Origin of the sequence: Paenibacillus ferrarius, assembly GCF_002027705.1 — a bacterium.
GTDB lineage: Bacteria > Bacillota > Bacilli > Paenibacillales > NBRC-103111 > Paenibacillus_E > Paenibacillus_E ferrarius.
Window position 1 is genome coordinate 13,849 of record NZ_MBTG01000023.1, and the last position, 20,510, is coordinate 34,358.

At 48.5% G+C, this 20,510-nt stretch carries 16 protein-coding genes; 8 read left to right on the plus strand and 8 right to left on the minus strand.

The features are described from left to right. Positions 1–88: 88 nt before the first annotated feature. The 4 genes from BC351_RS22710 to BC351_RS22725 form a co-directional block, all read right to left on the minus strand. Positions 89–1,660, minus strand: coding sequence for an ABC-F family ATP-binding cassette domain-containing protein (locus tag BC351_RS22710; RefSeq protein WP_079415213.1), 1,572 nt, complete (start codon positions 1,658–1,660; stop codon positions 89–91). 438 nt (positions 1,661–2,098) lie between these two features. Continuing rightward, entirely contained in the window at positions 2,099–2,944 is an 846-nt protein-coding gene (locus BC351_RS22715) for a sulfurtransferase (protein WP_079415215.1), read from the minus strand. Between the two features lie 30 nt (positions 2,945–2,974). Continuing rightward, positions 2,975–3,448 (minus strand): GNAT family N-acetyltransferase, encoded by a 474-nt coding sequence (locus tag BC351_RS22720; RefSeq protein ID WP_079415217.1) that lies wholly within the window; start codon positions 3,446–3,448, stop codon positions 2,975–2,977. A 58-nt stretch (positions 3,449–3,506) separates the two neighbouring features. Further along, positions 3,507–4,163: a hypothetical protein gene (locus BC351_RS22725; protein WP_079415219.1), complete on the minus strand. Its 657-nt coding sequence runs from the start codon at positions 4,161–4,163 to the stop codon at positions 3,507–3,509. Between the two features lie 39 nt (positions 4,164–4,202). Here BC351_RS22725 and BC351_RS22730 point away from each other — a divergent pair, with 39 nt between their 5' ends. Further along, entirely contained in the window at positions 4,203–4,730 is a 528-nt protein-coding gene (locus BC351_RS22730) for a GNAT family N-acetyltransferase (RefSeq protein ID WP_079415221.1), read from the plus strand. Here BC351_RS22730 and recQ read toward each other — a convergent pair. Both recQ and BC351_RS22740 read right to left on the minus strand, forming a co-directional pair. Next, positions 4,721–6,532 (minus strand): DNA helicase RecQ, encoded by a 1,812-nt coding sequence (gene recQ / locus BC351_RS22735; protein ID WP_079415223.1) that lies wholly within the window; start codon positions 6,530–6,532, stop codon positions 4,721–4,723. The genes BC351_RS22730 and recQ overlap by 10 nt on opposite strands. A gap of 39 nt (positions 6,533–6,571) precedes the next feature. Further along, on the minus strand, positions 6,572–6,865 hold the full coding sequence (locus BC351_RS22740) for a hypothetical protein (RefSeq protein WP_079415225.1): 294 nt from the start codon (positions 6,863–6,865) through the stop codon (positions 6,572–6,574). A gap of 192 nt (positions 6,866–7,057) precedes the next feature. On the opposite strand from BC351_RS22740, the gene BC351_RS22745 reads away from it, so the two are divergent. From BC351_RS22745 to BC351_RS22765, 5 genes are all read left to right on the plus strand, one after another. After that, positions 7,058–8,650: an SWIM zinc finger family protein gene (locus BC351_RS22745; RefSeq protein WP_079415227.1), complete on the plus strand. Its 1,593-nt coding sequence runs from the start codon at positions 7,058–7,060 to the stop codon at positions 8,648–8,650. Continuing rightward, positions 8,638–11,511 carry a DEAD/DEAH box helicase gene (locus BC351_RS22750; protein ID WP_208629839.1) on the plus strand — a complete coding sequence of 958 codons (2,874 nt, stop codon included), beginning with the start codon at positions 8,638–8,640 and terminating at the stop codon, positions 11,509–11,511. Before BC351_RS22745 ends, BC351_RS22750 begins: the two co-directional genes overlap by 13 nt. A 32-nt stretch (positions 11,512–11,543) precedes the next feature. Further along, positions 11,544–12,056, plus strand: coding sequence for a PE family protein (locus BC351_RS42385; protein ID WP_158082196.1), 513 nt, complete (start codon positions 11,544–11,546; stop codon positions 12,054–12,056). Positions 12,057–12,887: 831 nt separating this feature from the next. Then, positions 12,888–13,034: a hypothetical protein gene (locus BC351_RS42390; protein WP_158082197.1), complete on the plus strand. Its 147-nt coding sequence runs from the start codon at positions 12,888–12,890 to the stop codon at positions 13,032–13,034. A gap of 362 nt (positions 13,035–13,396) precedes the next feature. Beyond that, complete coding sequence (locus BC351_RS22765) at positions 13,397–14,293, plus strand: chitosanase (RefSeq protein ID WP_079415235.1); 897 nt, start codon at positions 13,397–13,399, stop codon at positions 14,291–14,293. 99 nt (positions 14,294–14,392) lie between these two features. Here the strand turns inward: BC351_RS22765 and BC351_RS41720 are convergent, their stop codons facing one another. Both BC351_RS41720 and BC351_RS22770 read right to left on the minus strand, forming a co-directional pair. Further along, positions 14,393–14,584: a hypothetical protein gene (locus BC351_RS41720; protein ID WP_144028497.1), complete on the minus strand. Its 192-nt coding sequence runs from the start codon at positions 14,582–14,584 to the stop codon at positions 14,393–14,395. A gap of 525 nt (positions 14,585–15,109) precedes the next feature. After that, positions 15,110–16,297, minus strand: coding sequence for an EAL domain-containing protein (locus BC351_RS22770; protein WP_144028498.1), 1,188 nt, complete (start codon positions 16,295–16,297; stop codon positions 15,110–15,112). Positions 16,298–16,535: 238 nt separating this feature from the next. Between BC351_RS22770 and BC351_RS22775 the strand changes: the two genes are divergently transcribed. Both BC351_RS22775 and pyrH read left to right on the plus strand, forming a co-directional pair. Further along, entirely contained in the window at positions 16,536–19,394 is a 2,859-nt protein-coding gene (locus BC351_RS22775; RefSeq protein ID WP_244209143.1) for an ATP-binding protein, read from the plus strand. A 324-nt stretch (positions 19,395–19,718) separates the two neighbouring features. Then, positions 19,719–20,453, plus strand: coding sequence for a UMP kinase (gene pyrH / locus BC351_RS22780; RefSeq protein WP_079415241.1), 735 nt, complete (start codon positions 19,719–19,721; stop codon positions 20,451–20,453). Positions 20,454–20,510: the final 57 nt, after the last annotated feature.

A 20,510-nucleotide genomic window follows, 5' to 3' on the forward strand; every position in this document is an offset into this window, starting at 1 on the left:
TGTTGGCAAAGGAACGCAAATAGGGTTGGGGCAGGTCAGCAAACGTACCCTGACCAACCCCAACCCCAGCCCCACATTCTAACAACGTCTACAAAGCCTGCTCACTTATGCCCACAACAGGATCGAAGACCAGCATCTTGGTCCCAATTTTATCAATAAAGAACCGATCATGGCTCACTGTGATGACGGCGCCAGGAAAGTGGATCAACGCCTGCTCCATGACCTGAATGCTCGTTAAATCCAAATGGTTGGTTGGCTCATCCAAAATGATGACCGCTGCACCGGATAGCAGGCATTTTGCTAACGCAACCCGCGCCTTCTGTCCGCCTGATAAGTTGCCAATGAACTTGCTTAAATCCATCTCAGAGAATTGCAGCATGGCTAGAAATTTGTTCACCTTTTTCCTAGGAGCGTCCAGTCCCAATCCGTAGGTATTCACGGCGTGGCTAACGGTATCCTTCGGATTAAGCTCTTCCCACATTCGGTTAAAATAAGCATAACTGACGCCTTTCTCCCAGATCACCTCGCCGGACTCAGGCTTCTCCTGCCCCGTCAGTGCCTTAATGAGCGTAGACTTCCCGCTTCCATTAGGGCCTACGATGACTAATCGATCTTCCTTCTGAATATCGAAGCTTACGTCCTGAAAGATAGGCCGGCCGTCGTAGGTCTGACCGATTTTCTTAACCTCGCACAACTTGTCCGGGAATCGCAGTCTCTCGTAAATATCCGTGATTAGTACATTGACGGGGTGTGGTTCTATCCGCTTTTTGTTATCTGCCAATTGGCGGGATAAACGGTCCTTAGAGGATTTCCTGCTCGCACGGCTGTCAATGGCTTCCGATTCCATAAGAAGGAGCTCTTCCTCCCACTCGAATTGACGGTCCAGCTCCTTCTTGCGCATCTTCTTTTTGCGGATGTAGTCCGTGTAATTTCCATCGTATTCCTGAAAATGATAGTTCTCAATCTCAATCGTACGCGTAACCACTTTGTCGATAAATTGCCGGTCATGGGATACCAGGATCATAGCGCCATTGAACCGATGCAGCCACTGCTCCAACCACGCTATTCCTTCCATATCCAAATAATTGGTCGGTTCATCCAGCAGAACGACATCCGGCAGCTCAATAAGCATCTTGGCAAGTGCAGCACGGTTCCGCCAGCCTCCGGACAACTCATCCACAGGTTGATTGCGCATCACCTCGTTAAAACCCAGCTTCGTAAGAACCGTGTTGATCTCAACAGGTACATTCCAGCCATCCAAATGTTCCATTTGTTCGAATAGCTCCGCTTGCCGGGTCAGCAGGCGATCCATTTCACCATCATCCGCGACCAAACCCAGCTTCTCTCCAACCTCCTGCAGCTCCCGCTCAACAAGAGCAACCTGCTGGAAACACATTTCCAGCTCCTGTTGAACGGACAAGCTTCCGTGCAGCTCTGAGAATTGCGAGAAATATCCTATTTTCACCTGGGGATCAATTTCCACCTTCCCGGACGTTGGCTCTTCTTTTCCCATAATCAACTTAAAAACCGTCGATTTGCCAGCACCGTTCCGTCCGATGAGGCCAATCCGCTCGCCTTGCGTCACACGAAAATAAATATCGCGAAAGATCATGGAGTCTTCATATTTCTTAGTAACGTTCTCCAACCGAATTACACTCATAGTTACCTATCACCCTTCTAACTGCATCAGTCTACCCCTGATTATAACACTTGTACGAAGGAAGTTGCTTGCTCATCAAATGGTGATAGACTCTCCTACTTGCTCAGAGGTTCCAATTCGGTTAAATAAAGTTTTGGAACAGCATCAAGGAATGGATGTTTGCGTATTTTACATTACAAAATGTATTGGGCAATACGTTGATCGTTCCAGAGGACATCTTCAAGTCGTTCGGTTGGTGGAGTTTAGAAATCCGAGGATAAACGAACAACGGCTCCTTCGCAAACGATGCGAATAGAGCCGTTTTATTATCGGGTGGCACCTTCATAAAAGTATGTCTACCGTCTGATTGATGATTTCGTATTGATTATCAAAAATACAGAGCACCGGGGACCTACTCCACAATGCTCTGTACCTGCATTGAATTAGTGCCGTATAACCCTAAGACTTTGTCTCGTCCCCAACAGCAATCGGATTATCCTCATAAGAAATCCAATCGCTCCAGCTTCCACTATACAGCTTCACATTATCAAAGCCCGCTTCGCTAAGTCCCAACACATTCGGACAAGCCGTCACGCCCGACCCGCAGTAGACGATGATGTCTTCGGCATCGCGCAAAGCCGCAAAATGCTGCTCCTGCTCCGCGGCGGATAACCAAGCGCCGTTCTCACCGAGTACGCCTTTCCAGAAATAGTTGCGAGCTCCCGGGATGTGTCCAGCTACCGCATCAATCGGCTCTTCCAAGCCGAGGTAGCGGCGCTCTTCACGCGAGTCAACAAGCACGGTGCCAGGGCGGCCGAGCTTGTCTTTCACCTCATCCATACTGGCGAGCATAGAACGCTGCACCTTCGGTGAAAAGGTTCGCGGGAACACAGTTGGCTCTTCGTCCGTCACTGGATAACCAGCCGTTTTCCAAGCGGTGTACCCTTGATCCAGCACATAGACCTCGGAATGGCCGAGAAATTTCAGCATCCACCAGAGTCGTGAAGCCATGGCGCCGCCTTGATCGTCGTAAGCAACGACCGTCTTCGTGCCGTCGATACCAAGGTTGCCCACGAGGATCGAGAATGCACCCAGGTCCGGGAGCGGATGACGGCCTCCGTGCGCCATTTTGGCACCGGATAGATCCTTTTCCAAATCTACATACACAGCGCCTGCTATATGCTCTTTCTCATAAAGCTGTCTGCCTGAATCTGGTTGTCCTAGCGCAAAGCGGCAATCCGCGATTACGATATTTGCTTCGCCTAGCTGTCCAAGCAGCCAAGCCTGACTTACGATATTTTCCACTGGTACATGCCACCTTTCTTCGTCCCTCGATTAATCGCCTATCCCACTTGTCGGATTAACGGAATACGTGAGCCAGTCGCTCCGATCTCCACCTATTTTATCGTAAAAGCCTTGCGCACGGAAGTTATCCTTGGCTGTTGTCCATGTTAAATTCGCATAGCCATTCCTTGCCGCATACCCTTTGCAAGCTGCAAACAGCTTCGCCGCCGCGCCTTGTCCGCGCTCAGCCTCCACAACATAAAGATCATTCATCACGGCAATTTTGGAAGCACGCAGCGTACTGAATGTGAAATATAGCGTCGCAAAGCCGACCAAGGTGCCATCTTCGGTCTCGGCTACGAATTGAATGCCTTCCTTCTGCTCAAGCAGCGTATGGATTAAACCGTTCAGCTTGTCATCTTCGGGTTGGCGATACTGATAGAAATCTACAATATAAGCAAGCATTAACGCTTTTAACTGCGGAATGTCTTGCATAACTGCTTCACGAATTGTCACTTGGGTCATGACGTTGGCCTCCACTTCCTCATTGTGTATGTATTCATTGTACCCCAGATCAGGCTAACTAAATGTCCTCCATTTCCTTTCGATACAAAAGATAGAGGATCCAGCCCAGCAAAATACAGAAACAGGCTGCAAAATAAAAAATAGTTGTGAATTTTAATTTAATCGTATAGTAGGCCGTCGAGAATAAAATAAATGTAAACAGAACCACGTGGAAAAGCATAGGATTCTGAGGGCGCGTGAACTTCGAGAAATACTCCAAACGAACAGTGAATCCTAATCTTCTCTTTATCAACAGCCCGGCTGTTAGACAGGCTAATGTGGCAGCTGCTAGTTTAAAGTAACAATACGTTGTATCGATGCCTTCAAAATAAATATCAACAGGCACACGTGTGATGCTCCATGCGAATAATACAACAACGGCCAAATAAATCGTATATCCAAGCGATCCCAAAAATACGATTAGAAGCGAATGAAGCTTCCTTAAGCGAAATTGATAGTGAATCAAGCCCGCTTCCGTTAAAATAATAAGCAGCGTATTCCAGTGTTCTGTCTTGAATAGCAGGGTAATCATACTAAATAAACTAGAAACAAACAGTGAGATTAGCAGTACTTGTGCCCATTTCAATTTCATGGCAATTCGAAATAAAGACAATCCTAAGAACATCATGGAAAATAACGTATAGGTTCCAATAAGAACATTATAATGCCACGCCATTTAGACCTCCGACCAACGATAGAAAGGGTGATAGTAAAAATGGGGAATCTTACACCTGCAAGCATTATCAGCTTACCATGGCGCATCGTACCCTTAACAGATACCCACTGCAAAGAGCTATGTACTTGGCACTATCCCGCTCCCTACGAACTCTACAATTGGCCATCCTGGGATACTATGCAGAAGGAACAATCGGAGTTTGCTGATCTGCTGATTCGAGCCGAGCAATACCGAGGCATTGTTGATGATGAGGGGACATTAACAGGCTTTGCCCAGTTCTTCCCTATTGTTGGTGTCACAAGATTAGGTTTAGGCCTTCGCCCTGATCTTTGCGGCAAAGGAAGCGGCCTAGGCACCCAGTTTGTACAACTGCTGATTCAAGAAGCGCAGCGTCGTGCGCCGAAGCAAGAAATCGATCTGGAGGTGCTCGTCTGGAACGAACGCGCCATCCAGACCTATCAACGTGCCGGATTTACACTGACAGATACGTATGACAAGTGGACACCTACAGGGGTATCTGCCTTCCACTGCATGGTGTATAGGTCTGAAAATCGAGCTTATTCATAATCATAAGCAACAGCGCCGACATCGCTCTCTCCCGCATACGTGCGAAGGAGGTCTAGGAACGGCTTCCCGTAGTTTCGGTATTTCACTTCACCGACACCTTTAATGCGCAGCATAGCCGTCTCGGTTGTTGGGCAAATTTCACTCATCTCACGCAGTGTGCTGTCGGAGAAAATAATATAAGGCGGCACTTTCTCGCGTGCGGCCATTTCCCGGCGCAGAAGGCGAAGCTGTTCGAATAGCGTATTGTCGATAGCCGCAGCAGCGCGAACTGGCTGCCTGCGCACCTTTTGATTGACCTGCAGCTTCCCTTGCAGCACTTCGGCTGCTGGCTGCATCAGCTTGACGACCGGATACTGCCCGTCGGACAGCTGCATGAATCCTTCCGAGATGAGCACATTGATCAGATCGGAAATTTCCTTCTCAGCGAGATCGCGCATAATGCCATGGGTCGGCAATTGATCGAAGCGGTAATCGAGGATCTTTTTCGCTTTGGAGCCTTTGAGCACAGAAGCGACCATCGAGATCCCGAAACGCTCTCCCATGCGGCGAATGCAGGAGAAAATTTTCTGCGCTTCCACCGTAATATCCACCGTATCGCGATCATCTTTGCAAGAACTGCAATTGCCGCAGGTATCCTTAATATTCGTCTCATCAAAATAGTGCAGAATTACATTGCGCAAGCAGCGCGGCGAATAGCAATAGTCGATCATCGTCTGCAACTTCTTGTATTCGTTCGCTTTGCGCTCAGGCGAGAGTTGGTTCTGCTCGATCAGGAACTTCTGCGTCATAATATCCTGTGCACTGAACAGCAGAATGCATTCACTCGGTTCCCCGTCGCGACCGGCACGACCAGCTTCTTGGTAATAAGCTTCCATATTTTTCGGCATATTGTAATGAATGACATAGCGGACATTGGACTTGTCGATGCCCATTCCGAACGCGTTCGTCGCAATCATCACACGAATATCATCATAGAGGAACGCCTCCTGCATATAGGAGCGCTCATCATCGGTAAGACCGGCGTGATACTTGCCTGCGGCGTAGCCTTTTTTGCGCAACAGCTCATAAAGTTCTTCTACATCCTTACGGGTAGCGGCATAGATAATACCGGGCTGATGCGTATGTTCCTTCACATAGTTCTGAATGTAATCCCGCTTATTTTCCCCGCGAAGAATCGTCAACTCCAGATTATCCCGTGAAAAACCATTGATAAAAATCCCCGCTTCATTCAGATCAAGCAGCCTCGCAATATCAGCCGTAACCTCGGCTGTTGCCGTTGCCGTGAATGCCGCCACGATCGGACGATTCGGCAGTTCCCGAATAAACGGAGCAATGCTCACATAGCTCGGGCGGAAATCATGCCCCCACTGAGAGACACAGTGTGCCTCATCAATAGCAACAAGCGGCAAATTAAGCGCCGCCATCCGCGCCCGGAAACGCTCCGACTCGAGCCGCTCAGGCGCAATGTACAGCAGCTTGTATTTGCCCTGCATCGCACCCTGCATCCGTTGTTCAACTTCTCTGGCCTCCAGTGTGCTGTTGATGAAAGTCGCAGGAACGCCAAGCACATTCAGCGCATCAACCTGATCCTTCATCAAGGAAATGAGCGGCGAAATGACTAACGTCACGCCTTCCATCAGCATGGCAGGAACCTGGTAACAGATCGATTTACCGCCACCGGTCGGCATGATGCCTAATGTATCTTGGCCGCCCAGCAAGTTGGTGATAATATTTTTCTGACCTTCCCGAAATTCCGGATACCCATAGACCTGCTGTAATACCTTTCGTGCTCCATCCAGCATAGCTTCTTTACACCTTTCTATATCACACTTCTGCGTGTTTTAGACCAAATAAATAACGGAAACCAGCTTCTCACCGTCATGCACCTTGAGTACGTGATTGCTGGCATCATGGCGCACAGAGCCCGCCCCCACCTGTATAACCGGCGTGCTGCCCAAGGCATAGAAAATATCGTCAGCCAGCGTGCGCACACATTCTTCTTGTTCATCCTTATCAAGAGCTTGCCAATCGTCCGCATCCATTTCCAGAAATTCATAAAACCCGTTCACCATCTCAATCCCACGTACGAAATCTGTGACAATGTCCTTATACTCTCTGCCAAACTTAACACCCATGCGCACAGTCTCCCTTCAGCAACTTTCCTTATCCCTTTACTTTATCATATTATAGGTCCAAATGCAGGGTTAACCCCTTTTGCGCTGATTAAAAAATTACCCTTTGGCATAAACTATGGAAATGGGCAATTTCGGAAAAAATCTGTTACTATGGAAGAAGGAATGTACCGCTCGGAGGGTAGGAAAGCACACATGCTGAAACTGCAGATTCCCAAAAATCGAATGAACTACCTAATCAAGCAAATCCCGCTGCATTTCGACGCTGTCGTTCTGGAGCAGGGCTGGGAGTATTATCATAAAGGTCGTGTGACCGAAGTGGACCTGAAGGGCACTAGCATTCAGGCAACTGTAGCTGGCAAAAAGGTCAATACCGCGACATTGAATTTAGAAAACTTCTCTACTAGTGAATGCAGTTGTTCTTATGATGGCTTTTGCAAGCATATAGGAGCGACGTTTTTTAGTCTTTATGCTCCTTATGGCCGTCCGGAATTGGTGCTTCAACAGTTAAAACAACAAATAAACACGCGCAAGAAGCCAATTCGCGGAGCGGCGCTGGCTCAAGAACGGAAAGCTGCCGCACAGGCCAACGTGCCTATGGAAGAAGCTATGCCTATCGACTGGCATCGTTTCTTTGAAGGGAAGTTTCATGGATTCTCCATTTCCCATCAACATTCCATTGAGACGTTCTATGACTCTGCGCTGGAGTCTTTGCCTCCATTCGCTGCGAATTGGAAAAGCACCACCCGCGAGATTTACCTGTGTCATATCGTGCTATTCATGATGCGGAAGATTGAGCAGTTTTATCAAGAAACGAAAAGCTCCTACTTATCCTATTATCACGAAAATGGCTGCAAAATTGCCGCCAAAAATTGTGAGGATAAGCTGGTGGAGTTTGTTGAGCGTATACTGATCAATGCCTCTTTCAAAGCGGAACCCAAACTCTGGCTAGCCACGCTCAAAATGCTCGGAGAATTCGCCCTGCAAGGCAAGGATAGCCCGATTGACTGGCTGTTCGTATACCGTTTCATCTGGTGGAAGCTAGCTGACCAAACGCAAGCACAGAAAGAGGAAATCCAGCGACTCGAGGCCCTTCTTGCGAAGAAGGAGCTTCTTGCTCGGAAGAAGGATACCCTGATTGCCGCAAGGGCGCATTTCGATATTATCCGAGAGGATACCGACAGCGCCTTCGAACGTCTGGAACAGCTGGCTCAGCCAAATGCCAAAGATTATTTTCTTTATCTGAACCATTATTACAACGAAAAGCAGTGGAACCTCATGGTCATCTGGCTGCGTTGGCTGTTCAAATCCATTGCGAATGCTCATCATGATGACTTCCGCACCTTCTGCCAATTCTGGCTCGATACGACCAAGCATTTGGAGTCAGACAGCGAATGGGTTCAGGTGATGGAGTCCCTTCTGCCTCGCTCCTATTATTATTACACGGCTTATTTATTGCAAACGAAGCGGTATCGGCAATGGGTCGACTTGCAGCTGGCAAATCGTATTTCGCCGCTTAGTCTATATGGCATGGAGCTCAAAGCGATTGAAGAGCATGATTCCGCGCTGCTGCTCCCGCTTTATCATCAAGCGGCTGAACGGGCAGTTTTGGAGAAAAATAGAGCTTCCTATAAGACGGCTGTACGCCTTCTGAAGAAGCTTCACGGTATTTACAAACAATTAGGCCAGGATGATCGCTGGGAGCATTATGTGTATCGCTTAGCGGATAAATTCTCGCGCTTGCGTGCTTTCCAAGAAGAGCTCAAGAAAGGAAAATGGATTCGATGATCGAAACCAGCGCGCTAACTGTTCACGTTAGCTCCCTACCTAACGGTTCTTTATTTCTATGGGGTACCCGTGAGAACGGCGGCATTTGGGATGCTCTTGATTTGAAAAATATGCTGTTTGCCTGGCATCGCGCCTCCTTCTTCGGCACGTTCATGGAGCCAAGCGAGTGGCAGAATCGTGAAGGCATTGAGCTGGGTCCGCTGGAGGCGCTCGATTATTTCAGCGATCCGCAGCCTGTGCAGCATCTGCGGCTAAGCTGGCAGCAGGACTGTGCGGATTTGATTCGCTTGGCGCCGGCTGTTCGGGAGGCGCTCGCATCCGGCAGCTTCATGCCGGATTATGAGAAATGGAAAGCCGGTGAGATCGGCTGGAAGCTCCAACTGCCTGAGGAGCTTCAGGCCCTGGAATCGCAGGGGGTCACACGCTGGATTCATGCCCTGATCCCCGAGTGGGTGGACGCCGACGGCATTATGAAAGACAATCTGCGCAAGCTTGAAGCCGCGTATCCGTTGATGCGCCGCGGAGAGGTTGGCGCGGACCTGTGGCTCGACGAGGAGGATTGGCTCGTCGCCATTGGCTGGCGTCAGGATCGGACGCCAATGCGCACTTGCTTGCAGCTCATGGAGCCGGACCTGGTGCATGGTCCGGGCTGGCAGCTGCGCGTGCTGCTGCAGGACCGGCTTGCACCTGAGGTGCTGCGCACCGTGACGCCCGGCGGCGAGCCGGCCCTTGGCGAACAGCCGCTGCCGGAGGCGTGGCTGCCCGAACTCGGCCGCGTTGCACGTGACGCGGCCAAATGGGTTCGCATCCTGCCATGGCTGGATGCGGGCGAAGGCGAGCTCCGTCAAACGTTGACGGAGGAAGAGGCTTGGCGCTTCCTCGCAGAGGGAAGCGTGCGGCTTGTAGAGGCCGGGACGAGTGTATTCCTCCCGGCTTGGTGGGAACGCATCCGCAAGCTGAAGCCGAAGCTGCGCGCGAAGATCAAGTCTTCCGTCGGTTCCGGCCGGGAGACGATGTTCGGGCTCAGCCAGCTGATGCAGTTCGACTGGAAGCTGGCTGTCGGTGATCTGGAACTGACGGAGGAAGAATTCCGTCAGCTTCTCGAAGAGAAGCGCAAGCTGATCCAGATTCGCGGCAATTGGATACAGCTCGACCCGCTGTTTATGGCGCAAGTCGAGCAGATCATGAAGCAGGTGCAGAAGAAGCAGGGCCTTTCCTTCCGCGATGTGCTTGAACTGCACTTCGCCGGGGATGCCGCAGGACTGCTGCCGGCTGAGGACGATCCCGATGAGATGCGCTACATCGACATGGAGGTTGAGCTGAACGAACAGCTGCGCCACATGGTCGACCAGCTGACACAGGCGTCAGCTATTCCGACGATTCAACCGCCGCCGAGCTTTCAAGGCTCGCTGCGCCACTATCAGGTGGATGGCATCTCTTGGCTGTTGTTCCTTCGCCGTTTTGGCCTCGGCGGCTGTTTAGCCGATGACATGGGTCTTGGGAAAACGATCCAATGGATTACCTATTTGCTCACAGTGAAAGAAACGGAACAGCCCGATACGCCATCTTTGTTAATTTGCCCGACCTCGGTTCTCGGCAATTGGCAAATGGAGCTTAAACGCTTTGCTCCCTCGCTGAAGGTTCATTTGCATTATGGTCCCCAGCGGTTGAAGGGACCTGATTTTCAGGGGCAGATCGTGGGCAAAGTCGATTTGGTTCTAACCTCCTACACGCTTTCCCATCTCGATGAAAGTGAACTGGGCTCTGTTGCCTGGAACTCCATCTGTTTGGACGAAGCTCAAAATATCAAAAATGCGTATACGAAACAAGCCACGGCCATTCGCCGACTGGACGGTTTCCACCGAATTGCTTTGACGGGAACACCGATCGAGAACCGGCTTACCGAGCTGTGGTCGATCTTCGATTTCGCCAACCCCGGGTATCTCGGCACAGTGCGTGAATTCACGCATCGCTATGTGAACGCCATCGAGAAGACGCGCGATAGCGAGACGATCGGCAAGGTTCAGAAGCTGATCCGCCCGTTTCTGCTCCGCCGCGAGAAGAAAGATCCTGCCATTCAGCTGGATTTGCCTGAAAAGAACGAGTCCAAAACGTTCATCTCGCTAACCGCCGAGCAGGGCTCGCTGTACGAGAACTACATCCAAGACATGTTCGACCGGCTGGATAAGCTCTCGGCCATGGAGCGGCGTGGCCTTATTCTCGCCGCGCTCACGAAGCTCAAGCAGGTGTGCAACCACCCTGCTTTGCTGCTCAAGGAAGGGCTGGGCGCCCCTTGGAGCGGACGCTCCAACAAGCTCGAGCGCCTGCTCGAGATGGTGCAGGAGCTGCGCCAAGAAGGCGACAAATGCTTGATCTTCACGCAGTTTGTGGAGACAGGCAACCTGCTTCAGCATGTGCTGCAGCAGGAGCTTGGCGAGAACGTGCTGTTCCTCCATGGTGGAACACCCAAGGCGGGGCGCGATGCCATGATCGCACACTTCCAAGATGCCAGCCTGCCGGCTGAAGAGCAGCGCAATGTGTTCATTCTTTCACTGAAGGCCGGCGGCATCGGGCTCAACCTGACGGCGGCGAATCATGTGTTCCACTACGATCGCTGGTGGAACCCCGCCGTCGAGAACCAAGCGACGGACCGTGCCTTCCGGATCGGGCAGACACGGCATGTGCAGGTGCACAAGTTCGTCACGCTTGGCACCCTCGAAGAGCGCATCGACGAAATGATCGAGCGTAAGCTCGGCCTGAGCCAGCAGATCGTCGGCTCCGGCGAGAACTGGATCACCGAGCTGTCGACCGATGAGCTGCGCGATCTGTTCTCCCTGCGCCGCGAGTGGGTTGAAGCATAGCCAACCAAAACAACCTCCATTCCACCTTAACAGTGGGTTGGAGGTTTTTCTGTCGTCTTAGTGATTCTGGTGGTTTCGGTGGTTATGGTGGTCTTGGTGGTCTTGGTGGTCTTGGTGGTCTTGGTGGTCTTGGTGGTCTTGGTAGTCTTGGTAGTTTCGGTAGTTTCGGATGTCTTGGTGCTTTCGATGGTCTTGGTAGTTTCGGTAATTTCGATAGTTCCGATGCTCTCGGTGGTCTTGGTAGTTTCGGTAGTTCCGATGCTCTCGGTGGTCTTGGTAGTTTCGGTAGTTTCGGTGGTCTTGGTGGTCTTGGTTATCTTAGTGCTCTTGGTGCTCTTGGTGGTCTTGGTAGTTTCGGTAGTCTTGGTTATCTTGGTTATCTTGGTGGTCTTGGTTATCTTAGTGCTCTTGGTGCTCTTGGTGCTCTTGGTGCTCTTGGTGCTCTTGGTGCTCTTGGTGGTTTCGGAGACTTCGGTGGCCTATGCCTATTACTTACGACTCATTCATGCATCGAATCCCTCGTGCGACAGCCCCTCTTCATTTAAAATTGGAAATTCCTGCGATTATGCATCCTTTTCTGCCTGAGAATAAGCAAAATCGTAAAAAGCCTGCGATTATGCATCCTTTTGAAGCCTTTTTCAGATTATAGGGTGTAAAAGCCCAAAAAGCCTGCATAATCGCAGGCTTTCTCTATTTTCACTCGATTTGATCGACAAAGCCTGCACTTTCGCAGGCTTTTCGAAATTTGTAAGTCGTGGACCTGCGAAATCATACTATTACTATACCCCCACCTACTTCTCCGGCATCTTTATTCATTTATCGGCAAAATTTTTCAAAGTACTACGCGCATCTCAACTTAGCCTGTAACAAATCCCTTCCCTGCAGATGAACTTATATGGTAGATTAAGGATGCCCAATGGTCATCCAACGCTTAGAGAGTACACAAGTACTTCCGTGCCTTAATAAATAGGGCATTCTCTAGAAAACAACTTCTCTTTTTCGCCAAAAAGTTTAAGCACTTAAACTTTAGAGGGAAGAGTAAGCTGGCGACGAAATAATCATTGATTAGAAAAACAACAATTCTCTATTCACAAAGTAAAGAGCCTTCATAGGAATTGCTATACGATCTTACGAGTATGCTGCTATGATTTCTGTTTGAAGTCTACATCAACTATAACGTGCAGCAAGTGCAGCAAGCCCATCAACGTGGTTTCACTTCTGCATTGACGGTCGGCGCTTTCGTCGACATAACGTTGAATCAAGGTTCAACCAGTGACTTCATTAAGCTGGAGGGTCTTCTCTCCATATCTGCTGACAGCAATGATGAAGAATCTTTCTAGGCGAATTTCTTAGCGATTTTCTATGACGAGCGCACTGTGGTTGCAGATACGAACGATTATAACCAAACATCCAACGGTGCGAATCGTGTGCAGCAATGGAGGACGCTTTTGAATCAGGGAGAACCCGAGTTGAAAAACGTGGATGCCAAAATTATTCAAGTGGCGCACTGGACCATGCAGTAAGCCTTATTTATCACGCAAACGCCTGGCAAATAGACATTTGTCAGGCGTTCGGTTCCTTTCTTTTCCAAAGGTAAAAATAAACACTTCCCACGGGGAAACACTTATGGTAAATTAAGGGTGTACATAAGATTCTTCCAATGGTCAGAGGTTAAAAGTGATTACAGTGTCGCTTGCGGCACGGGTCATTTTTCACATAGATCATATTTCTTTTAACCTAAAAGTTAAAGCGTTTAAACATAATGCGGAAAGGAGTAACGCAGTTGATTGGATAACTTGGTTTTTCTTACGCAAGGAGGCATTTTATTTACTCAAAAAGAAAGCGCTTAAACTTTAACTATTTTATAATCTTAGGAGGATGTTACATGACAACAACTACAAAATCCAAAATTAAAAGAAAATCACTTTTTTCCATTCTGCTTAGCTCCGCAATTGCAGTGACTCTGCTCGTTGCCGCTCCCGCACAACAATCGCATGCTGCTGGCAATCCGGACGCTAATTTCTCACCAGCAACGCTGCAGTTTCTGAAGACCAATACGGGCCTCGATGGTGAGCAATGGGATAATATTATGAAGCTCGTCAACAAACCTGAGCAAGATTCGCTGGATTGGACCAAGTTTTATGGCTATTGTGAAAAGCTTCCCGATAAACGCGGATACACGATGGGCATTTTCGGCGCTACGACAGGCGGGGCCAATGACCCCAATCCTGATGGTCCCACTTTGTTCAAGAAATACGACGAGGTCAGCGGAGCCAGCAACCCTTCGATTCAAGGCGGTCTGGCACGAATTGGCGTCCATGGGACTATGAAAGGCTCCATTCTGGAAATTACGGATAGCGGGAGTGTTTTCTGCGGCAAAATCAACGCCTTGCAGAACAACAGCAAATGGAGAGATGCCATCTGGAGCACCTTCTACGATGTTTATATCAAATATAGTGTACAGCAAGCACGTCAGCGCGGTTTCAGCTCGGCTTTAACAATCGGCTCTTTTGTAGATACGGCACTGAATCAAGGCTCCACTGGCGACTCAGGCAGTCTTGAGGGGGTTCTCTCACGGTCTGGCACAAGCAACGATGAGAAGACATTCATGACTAATTTCTACGCAAAACGCACCTTAATCGTCGATACCAACGACTATAACCAGCCGCCCAATGGCAAGAACCGTGTGAAGCAGTGGAGCACGCTGCTGAAAAATGGAGAAACCGATCTGAAGAACGCCGATGCCGCCATTATTCAAGTGACGAACTGGGAAATGAAGTAAGCCTCATCATTGGTTAGCCGCAAGCCTGATCTGGGGAATCTCCTCTATCAGGCTTGCGTATCTTGGTTTGGTCCTTTTGAAATTTACTTTGATAATTCTTTATATTTCTCGTAGGCATTTGTTGAAAATCAACGTTTGCCAATCTTTCTCCTGTCTGGACAGCAATTTTTTCTCGAATAAGCCCTCGCTATGCCATTGATTCATTGTGTTCAAATACTCTTTGGTACGCGGATCAATTGGCGCGTGGAACATTTCACCATTTTCCTGCATCCAGCGACTGTCTGCCTTCAAATCAATGCCCACGCGTCAACATTGCGGCGCTCAATAACTTGGCGATTACTGAGAACGAAATGAAGCTCATTGATGAGATCTTCAAAGCTCATTAAAGGTATACCACAATGAGACTGCCCTGCGGCAGTGTCCGTGACTCCCCGATTTGAGCGAAAAAGCCTGCGAATGTGCAGGCTTTTTCGCTCAAATCGTGTGAAACAACAGAAAGCCTGCGATTATGCAGGCTTTCTTAGCTTTTCCCTCCTGAAATCGGAAAAAGGTCGCTAAAGGATGCATAATTGCAGGTTTTTCACCTTTTTGCACCTTTCTCTATGGAAAAAGATGCATAATCGCAGGAAATCGGCGAAGTAAATGAAATTCATCCAATTTCAGGATGAAGAGCTACCTTCCACAAGTGATTCCAAGTGTGATCGTGGCATTTTGGAATAGTAAAATTACGTCGGATATACAAATGAAGCAAGTTAACATAAAGCAGCTCCCATTGCCGCGCAAAACAAGCCATAGAAAGACTCAATGTACCCCATGTCAAATGATTAAATCCAAAAATAGATAATACCCATCCCCAAGCGCGCAGGAATAAGTCTGGATCTGATGGGACGTGTCCAAGTCTGTATAAGCCTGGGAGAGAATACCTTGGTCCTGCAGATTCATCATGAGAATATTCGAGATAAAATAGGGCCTCCATGTCCAGTTCGCTCCACGGTAGCTGTCATCTTTGCTCCAGGCTTCGTCTTTACGCGAGTAGTTGGATGAGATTTGATAGCCATCTCCAAGACAGATGTATATCCGCATGCAATTATCGGAAACGCTGTTTAGCATGTTCTCGATCATGGAATCCGCATCTTCGGGTGTAGATATTCGGACTGAACCGCGAAGCAGGGCGTCGAGGCTTTGATGTATCGTGAGGATTCGGCTGTAGCGCTGAAATTCGCTTTGACCGAAGATGTTCATCTCTTCTTTCAGCATCGCTTTGAAAGCGTCCTTCTTCTGGAGCTCAGGCTCCGCTTTTGAGAAGAGATAACCCTGAACATACCGGGCTCCAACTTGCAGCGCGCTGTGGAGTTCTTGCTTCGTTTCCACGCCTTCGACCAGCAGGGAAGCACCCATTTGAGCAGCTAAAATGGAGAACGACTGCATAAGCGCCTTGTAGCCCGCGTGGATGACGCTTTTTTTCAAAATATTCAGGTCGATTTTCAAAATCTTCGGTTGGAGACTGGCGATCCGGTCGAAATTGCTGAAGCCGCTGCCCACATCATCAATCGCAATGGTACAGCCGAACTCTCGATAGATTTCTACAATACGCGTCAGTTCCTGAAGCTTTCCCGCAAATTCCTCTTCGGTCACTTCAATGACGATGCGCGCCGGATTGATCCGGTATTTCCTCAACAACTCAATGGTAGGCAGCATGCCCGTCCGCTTATACGTTTGATATATCCAGGATGGCTTTAAGTTAATGAACAATGCACTCTCGTCTTCTACAGTTGTAATCCGTTCAATGGCCAGTTCTCTTAAATAACGATCAATCGACAAATGATCCTCTTCAGAAATGTCAGGATCCTTGAAAAAGGGTCCCAGACTCTCAACATGGCCTTGCCGCACCCTTCTGCCCAAGGTTTCGTAACCGATGATCTCTTGGCTTTGCAGAGACAGAATGGGTTGGAAAAATGGACGTACTTCCTGCTTCGGCGGAATCCTGCTGTCATTAACCTGCACGGTGTGCGCCCTCCTCAAGCTGTAATCAATGTTCTTAAACCTAACATTAGTTATCTAATGAATAGTATTGTAAACGACATCGACCTTTCTTGCAATGGATTGATGGAAGAAAACATGACATTATCATTTTTTAAAGGAATTTGTTGCTCTGTGTCGAATTTTTAGCTTATCATTCACATTCTAATTAGAAGTTAGGTGACAGTTCGCTATGAAGGCTTTTACGAGGTCTCGGATCTCAATGCTATATGTTATTTTAATCGTCGTCTTACTGGCTTTTGTAAGTGTATCCAACTACATCGCTTCAAGGAATATGGAAAGTGAAAGCAATGCGATTGTGAAGGATTCAATCCCCATTGCGACAACGACGAACAGCCTGCTAACGGATTTAATTAATCAAGAAACAGCCATTCGGGGCTTCGAGCTAACTACCATCGAGCAATATCTGGAGCCCTATACAGCTGGCCGAAAGCAGCTAGAAGAAGATTTGGACAAGATTCGCAAGTATGACAAAAAATATCCGACATTACAGCTCATTATGGATACACAAGCCATACCGGCAATTACCAATTTACAGAAATTCTATGATTCGCAATTAGAGCTGGTGAGGGCAGGAAAAACGGACGAAGCCAAAGCCCGCTTGGCGTCGGGCAAAACGATGATGGACCGTTACCGGATCATTCATACCAGTATTGAAAAAGCTATCGAACAAATTACAGCAGATGCTTATACCGCTTCTCTCAAAGCAGGTCAAACCTCCCGTATGATTACGATGGTTGGAGGCATTATCGCTTTAATCGCCGGCGGTCTATCTATTTTCATTTCTTTCCGGGCCAACCAAGCCGAGGAAGAGCTTCGCAAAAGCGAGGAAACCTATCGCTATATGGCTGAAAGCTTAGAGACACAGAACGAGGAAATTATTGCCCAGCAGGAAGAACAGCAGGTGACTTTGGCCAAGCTGTCCGAACGGGAACGGGACTTGGAACTCATTTCTTCCTATCAGGAGAAGCTGACAGGGTATGTGGAATTAAAGGATTTCCTAAAGCATACACTGCCTGCCTTATTGAACTCATTAGCCCAGGATGCTGCTTTAGTTGTCATAGAGCGACCTTCTTCCACAGAAGGCAGCAGCTTATCTTATGAAGTTATACATTCCATCGGATATCCCAAAAATCATATTAGTCAACATCAGCAGGAGCTGTTTGGCCCTGCCAAACGTGTTTTCGATGAGGGGACGCCTATCTACCATATGCGTGATGTGCTCGGACATGAACAAGGCATTCATGGCGGCATGCTTCAGGCTTGCGATCAGTATATCCCTCTATTCGATGATAAACAGAAGGTCATTGGTTTCTTGCTGCTAACCAGCTATCAAAGTTCTCTCCTTCATGAGAATAATCAGCGGTTAACCAAAGGATTAGTTCGTCAGTTCGGTTTAGCGTTCTACTCTCAGGTCATGAATGACGAGAGGCTCCGCCAAGCGGCTAATCTCGCTAAGCTTAATGATCAGCTCATCGCTGAAAAGCAGCTTATTGAAGGGCAGCGTGATTTGATCCAAAATATTTTGGAATCGGCGCACGAAGGAATGATGATGTGTGATTCGCACGGTACGATTCTCTTCTCCAATCATCGGATGAACCGCTACTTCAATCTGCATGAACGGATAGGGGAGAACTTAATCGCATGCTGTCAGGACATTTCTACGGAAACCGCCAGCTTTATCGGTGTCGCTACCTCCATTGAAGCGTTAATCGAAGGTTCGAATTCTCATCTCACGCAGCGCTTTAGCTTCGTATTCGAGGATCAGCCGCAATATGCAGAATTATATGCAACTGTCGTCAGTGCAGATACGGAACAGAAAGGCTATTTATTCGTATTCCGTGACCGAACTGAGGAAGAACGCGTTGACGAAATGAAAAATGAATTCATCAGCATCGTCTCCCATGAATTACGGACACCGCTTGCCAGCGTGCTGGGATTCATCGAGATCTTGCTGCATCGCGAGCTTTCGAAGGACAAGCAGAAGAAATACATGGAAACCATCTATAAAGAAGCGCATCGCTTATCGAATCTAATCAACGATTTCTTGGATTTACAGCGTATGGAGTCAGGACGCCAACTGTATCATTTCTCACCGATAAATGTAATAAGCACAGCGCAAGAGATTGCTGAACAGTGGCAGGATAAGCAAAATCATCGCATTATCATCCATCAGCAGGACGAAGAGCTGTGGGTACGCGCGGATGCAGATCGGATGCGTCAAGTGTTCCATAATCTCATCAGCAATGCGATCAAATATTCACCTGGTTCGGACCGCATTGATATCCATTTGAGTGCTGATCAAGGAAAAATCAACGTAACTATTCAAGATTATGGGCTGGGCATCCCTGAAGAGGCGCATGCTCAGATGTTCTCTAAATTCTTCCGCGTCGACAATTCAGACCGTCGCCAAATTGGCGGTACAGGCTTAGGTCTCGCCATTGTCAAAGAAATTGTAGAAGGACATCATGGACAGATCTCCTACACCTCAGAGATGGGGAAAGGCACCACATTCCGCGTTGTTTTGGATCAATATCAACTGTCTACGTTGGATAATAAAATTGTTATTTTCGAAGATGACGACGACTTAGCCAAGCTGATTCAAGTCGCTCTGAACAAGTTCAACCTCCCTTCCATCCAGATTCGTTCTGCGGAAGAGGGCATTATTGCGCTTAGCCGCTGCACCGGAGAGCCCGTCTTATTCATCGTTGACATTCATCTCGAAGGAGCCAAGACAGGCTGGGACTTCATCGCCGATCTCTCTCATCATCCTGTGTATTACCAAACCCCTGTCATCGTATCAACGGCGCTGGATCAGCCGCACGATTACCATGAGAAGGATATTCAGAAATATCTCAAAAAACCGTTTTCGATGGAGCGCCTGGTGCAGGTAGCCAAGCATTTGCTCGAAACCAAGCAAAGCAATGCTTATGTGTTCCATACGCAGGACAAGGATTCCCTCTCCACCACCCTGCAGCGCAAAGGGATTGATATCATCGAAATGAAATCGAATATGGATATGATCGAGGTCGAAATCAAAAAACCGCAATCAGACGCCTAGTCAGGCAATTGGGCTAGCCGCGTAGCGTTAGGCTCCCTCTTGCTGCTCGTCATTATTGGCTTGTTCGTTCACATGCGCGTTCCGCAGAAATTGCATTTTTCCTCTTGATTCAGGTACAATAGCTGTTAATCATAAGCGGAAGGAGTGAGGAGTATGAAGACTGCTGTCGAGCATAGATTTCTTCCTATTTCTCATTCCATGAAACACTAAAGCATTCGTTGCTTTAGTGTTTTTTTTCGCAGATTTAAGCCCCTCCGGGCGGAGCTGATTTCAGGCAGGAAACCATAGGATACACACTTTTTCACACTGGGAGGAGAGATGGATATGCGCTATAAACGAGTCCTTATCAAGCTTAGCGGCGGAGCTGTCGCGGGAGACAGCGAATTCGGCTTTGATCCGATGCAGCTGGACCACATTGCCAATGAGATTATGACGGTTGTGCAGTTAGGCGTAGAGGTATGTCTCGTGATCGGCGGGGGTAATATTTTCCGCGGCAATATGGGCGAGAGCTGGGGCATCGAGAAAGCCGAAGCCGACAATATCGGCACCTTGGCTACCGTCATCAACAGTCTCATGCTGCGCGGCGTTCTGAAAGCGAAGACCCAAGCGGAAGTCCGCGTTATGACGGCCATTCCAATTGCTTCCGTAGCGGAGCCCTTCATCCGGCTTAGAGCTATTCATCATCTGGAAAAAGGGTACATCGTTATTTTTGCAGGCGGCAATGGGCAGCCCTTCGTCACCACCGATTATCCATCGGTCCAACGAGCCATCGAAGTCAACTGCGAAGCGATTCTTGTCGCGAAGCAGGGTGTCGACGGCGTGTTCGATAAAGATCCCAAACACCATAAGGAAGCTGTTCAATACAAATCACTTCACTACAATGATGTCATCCAGAACAATCTGAAGGTCATGGATCAGTCAGCCTTCATCTTGGCCCGTGATTATCATGTTCCTATCCATGTTTTTAACTTCGATAAACCTGGCTCTATGAAAGAAATTTGTATGGGGCAAAATACAGGTACTATTATTAGCGGATCTTCCGAACTTATTTATCATTAAAGGGCAGATTCAATCCATTGAAAAAGGAGCTAAGCAGCTGTATCTGCTTGGCTCCTT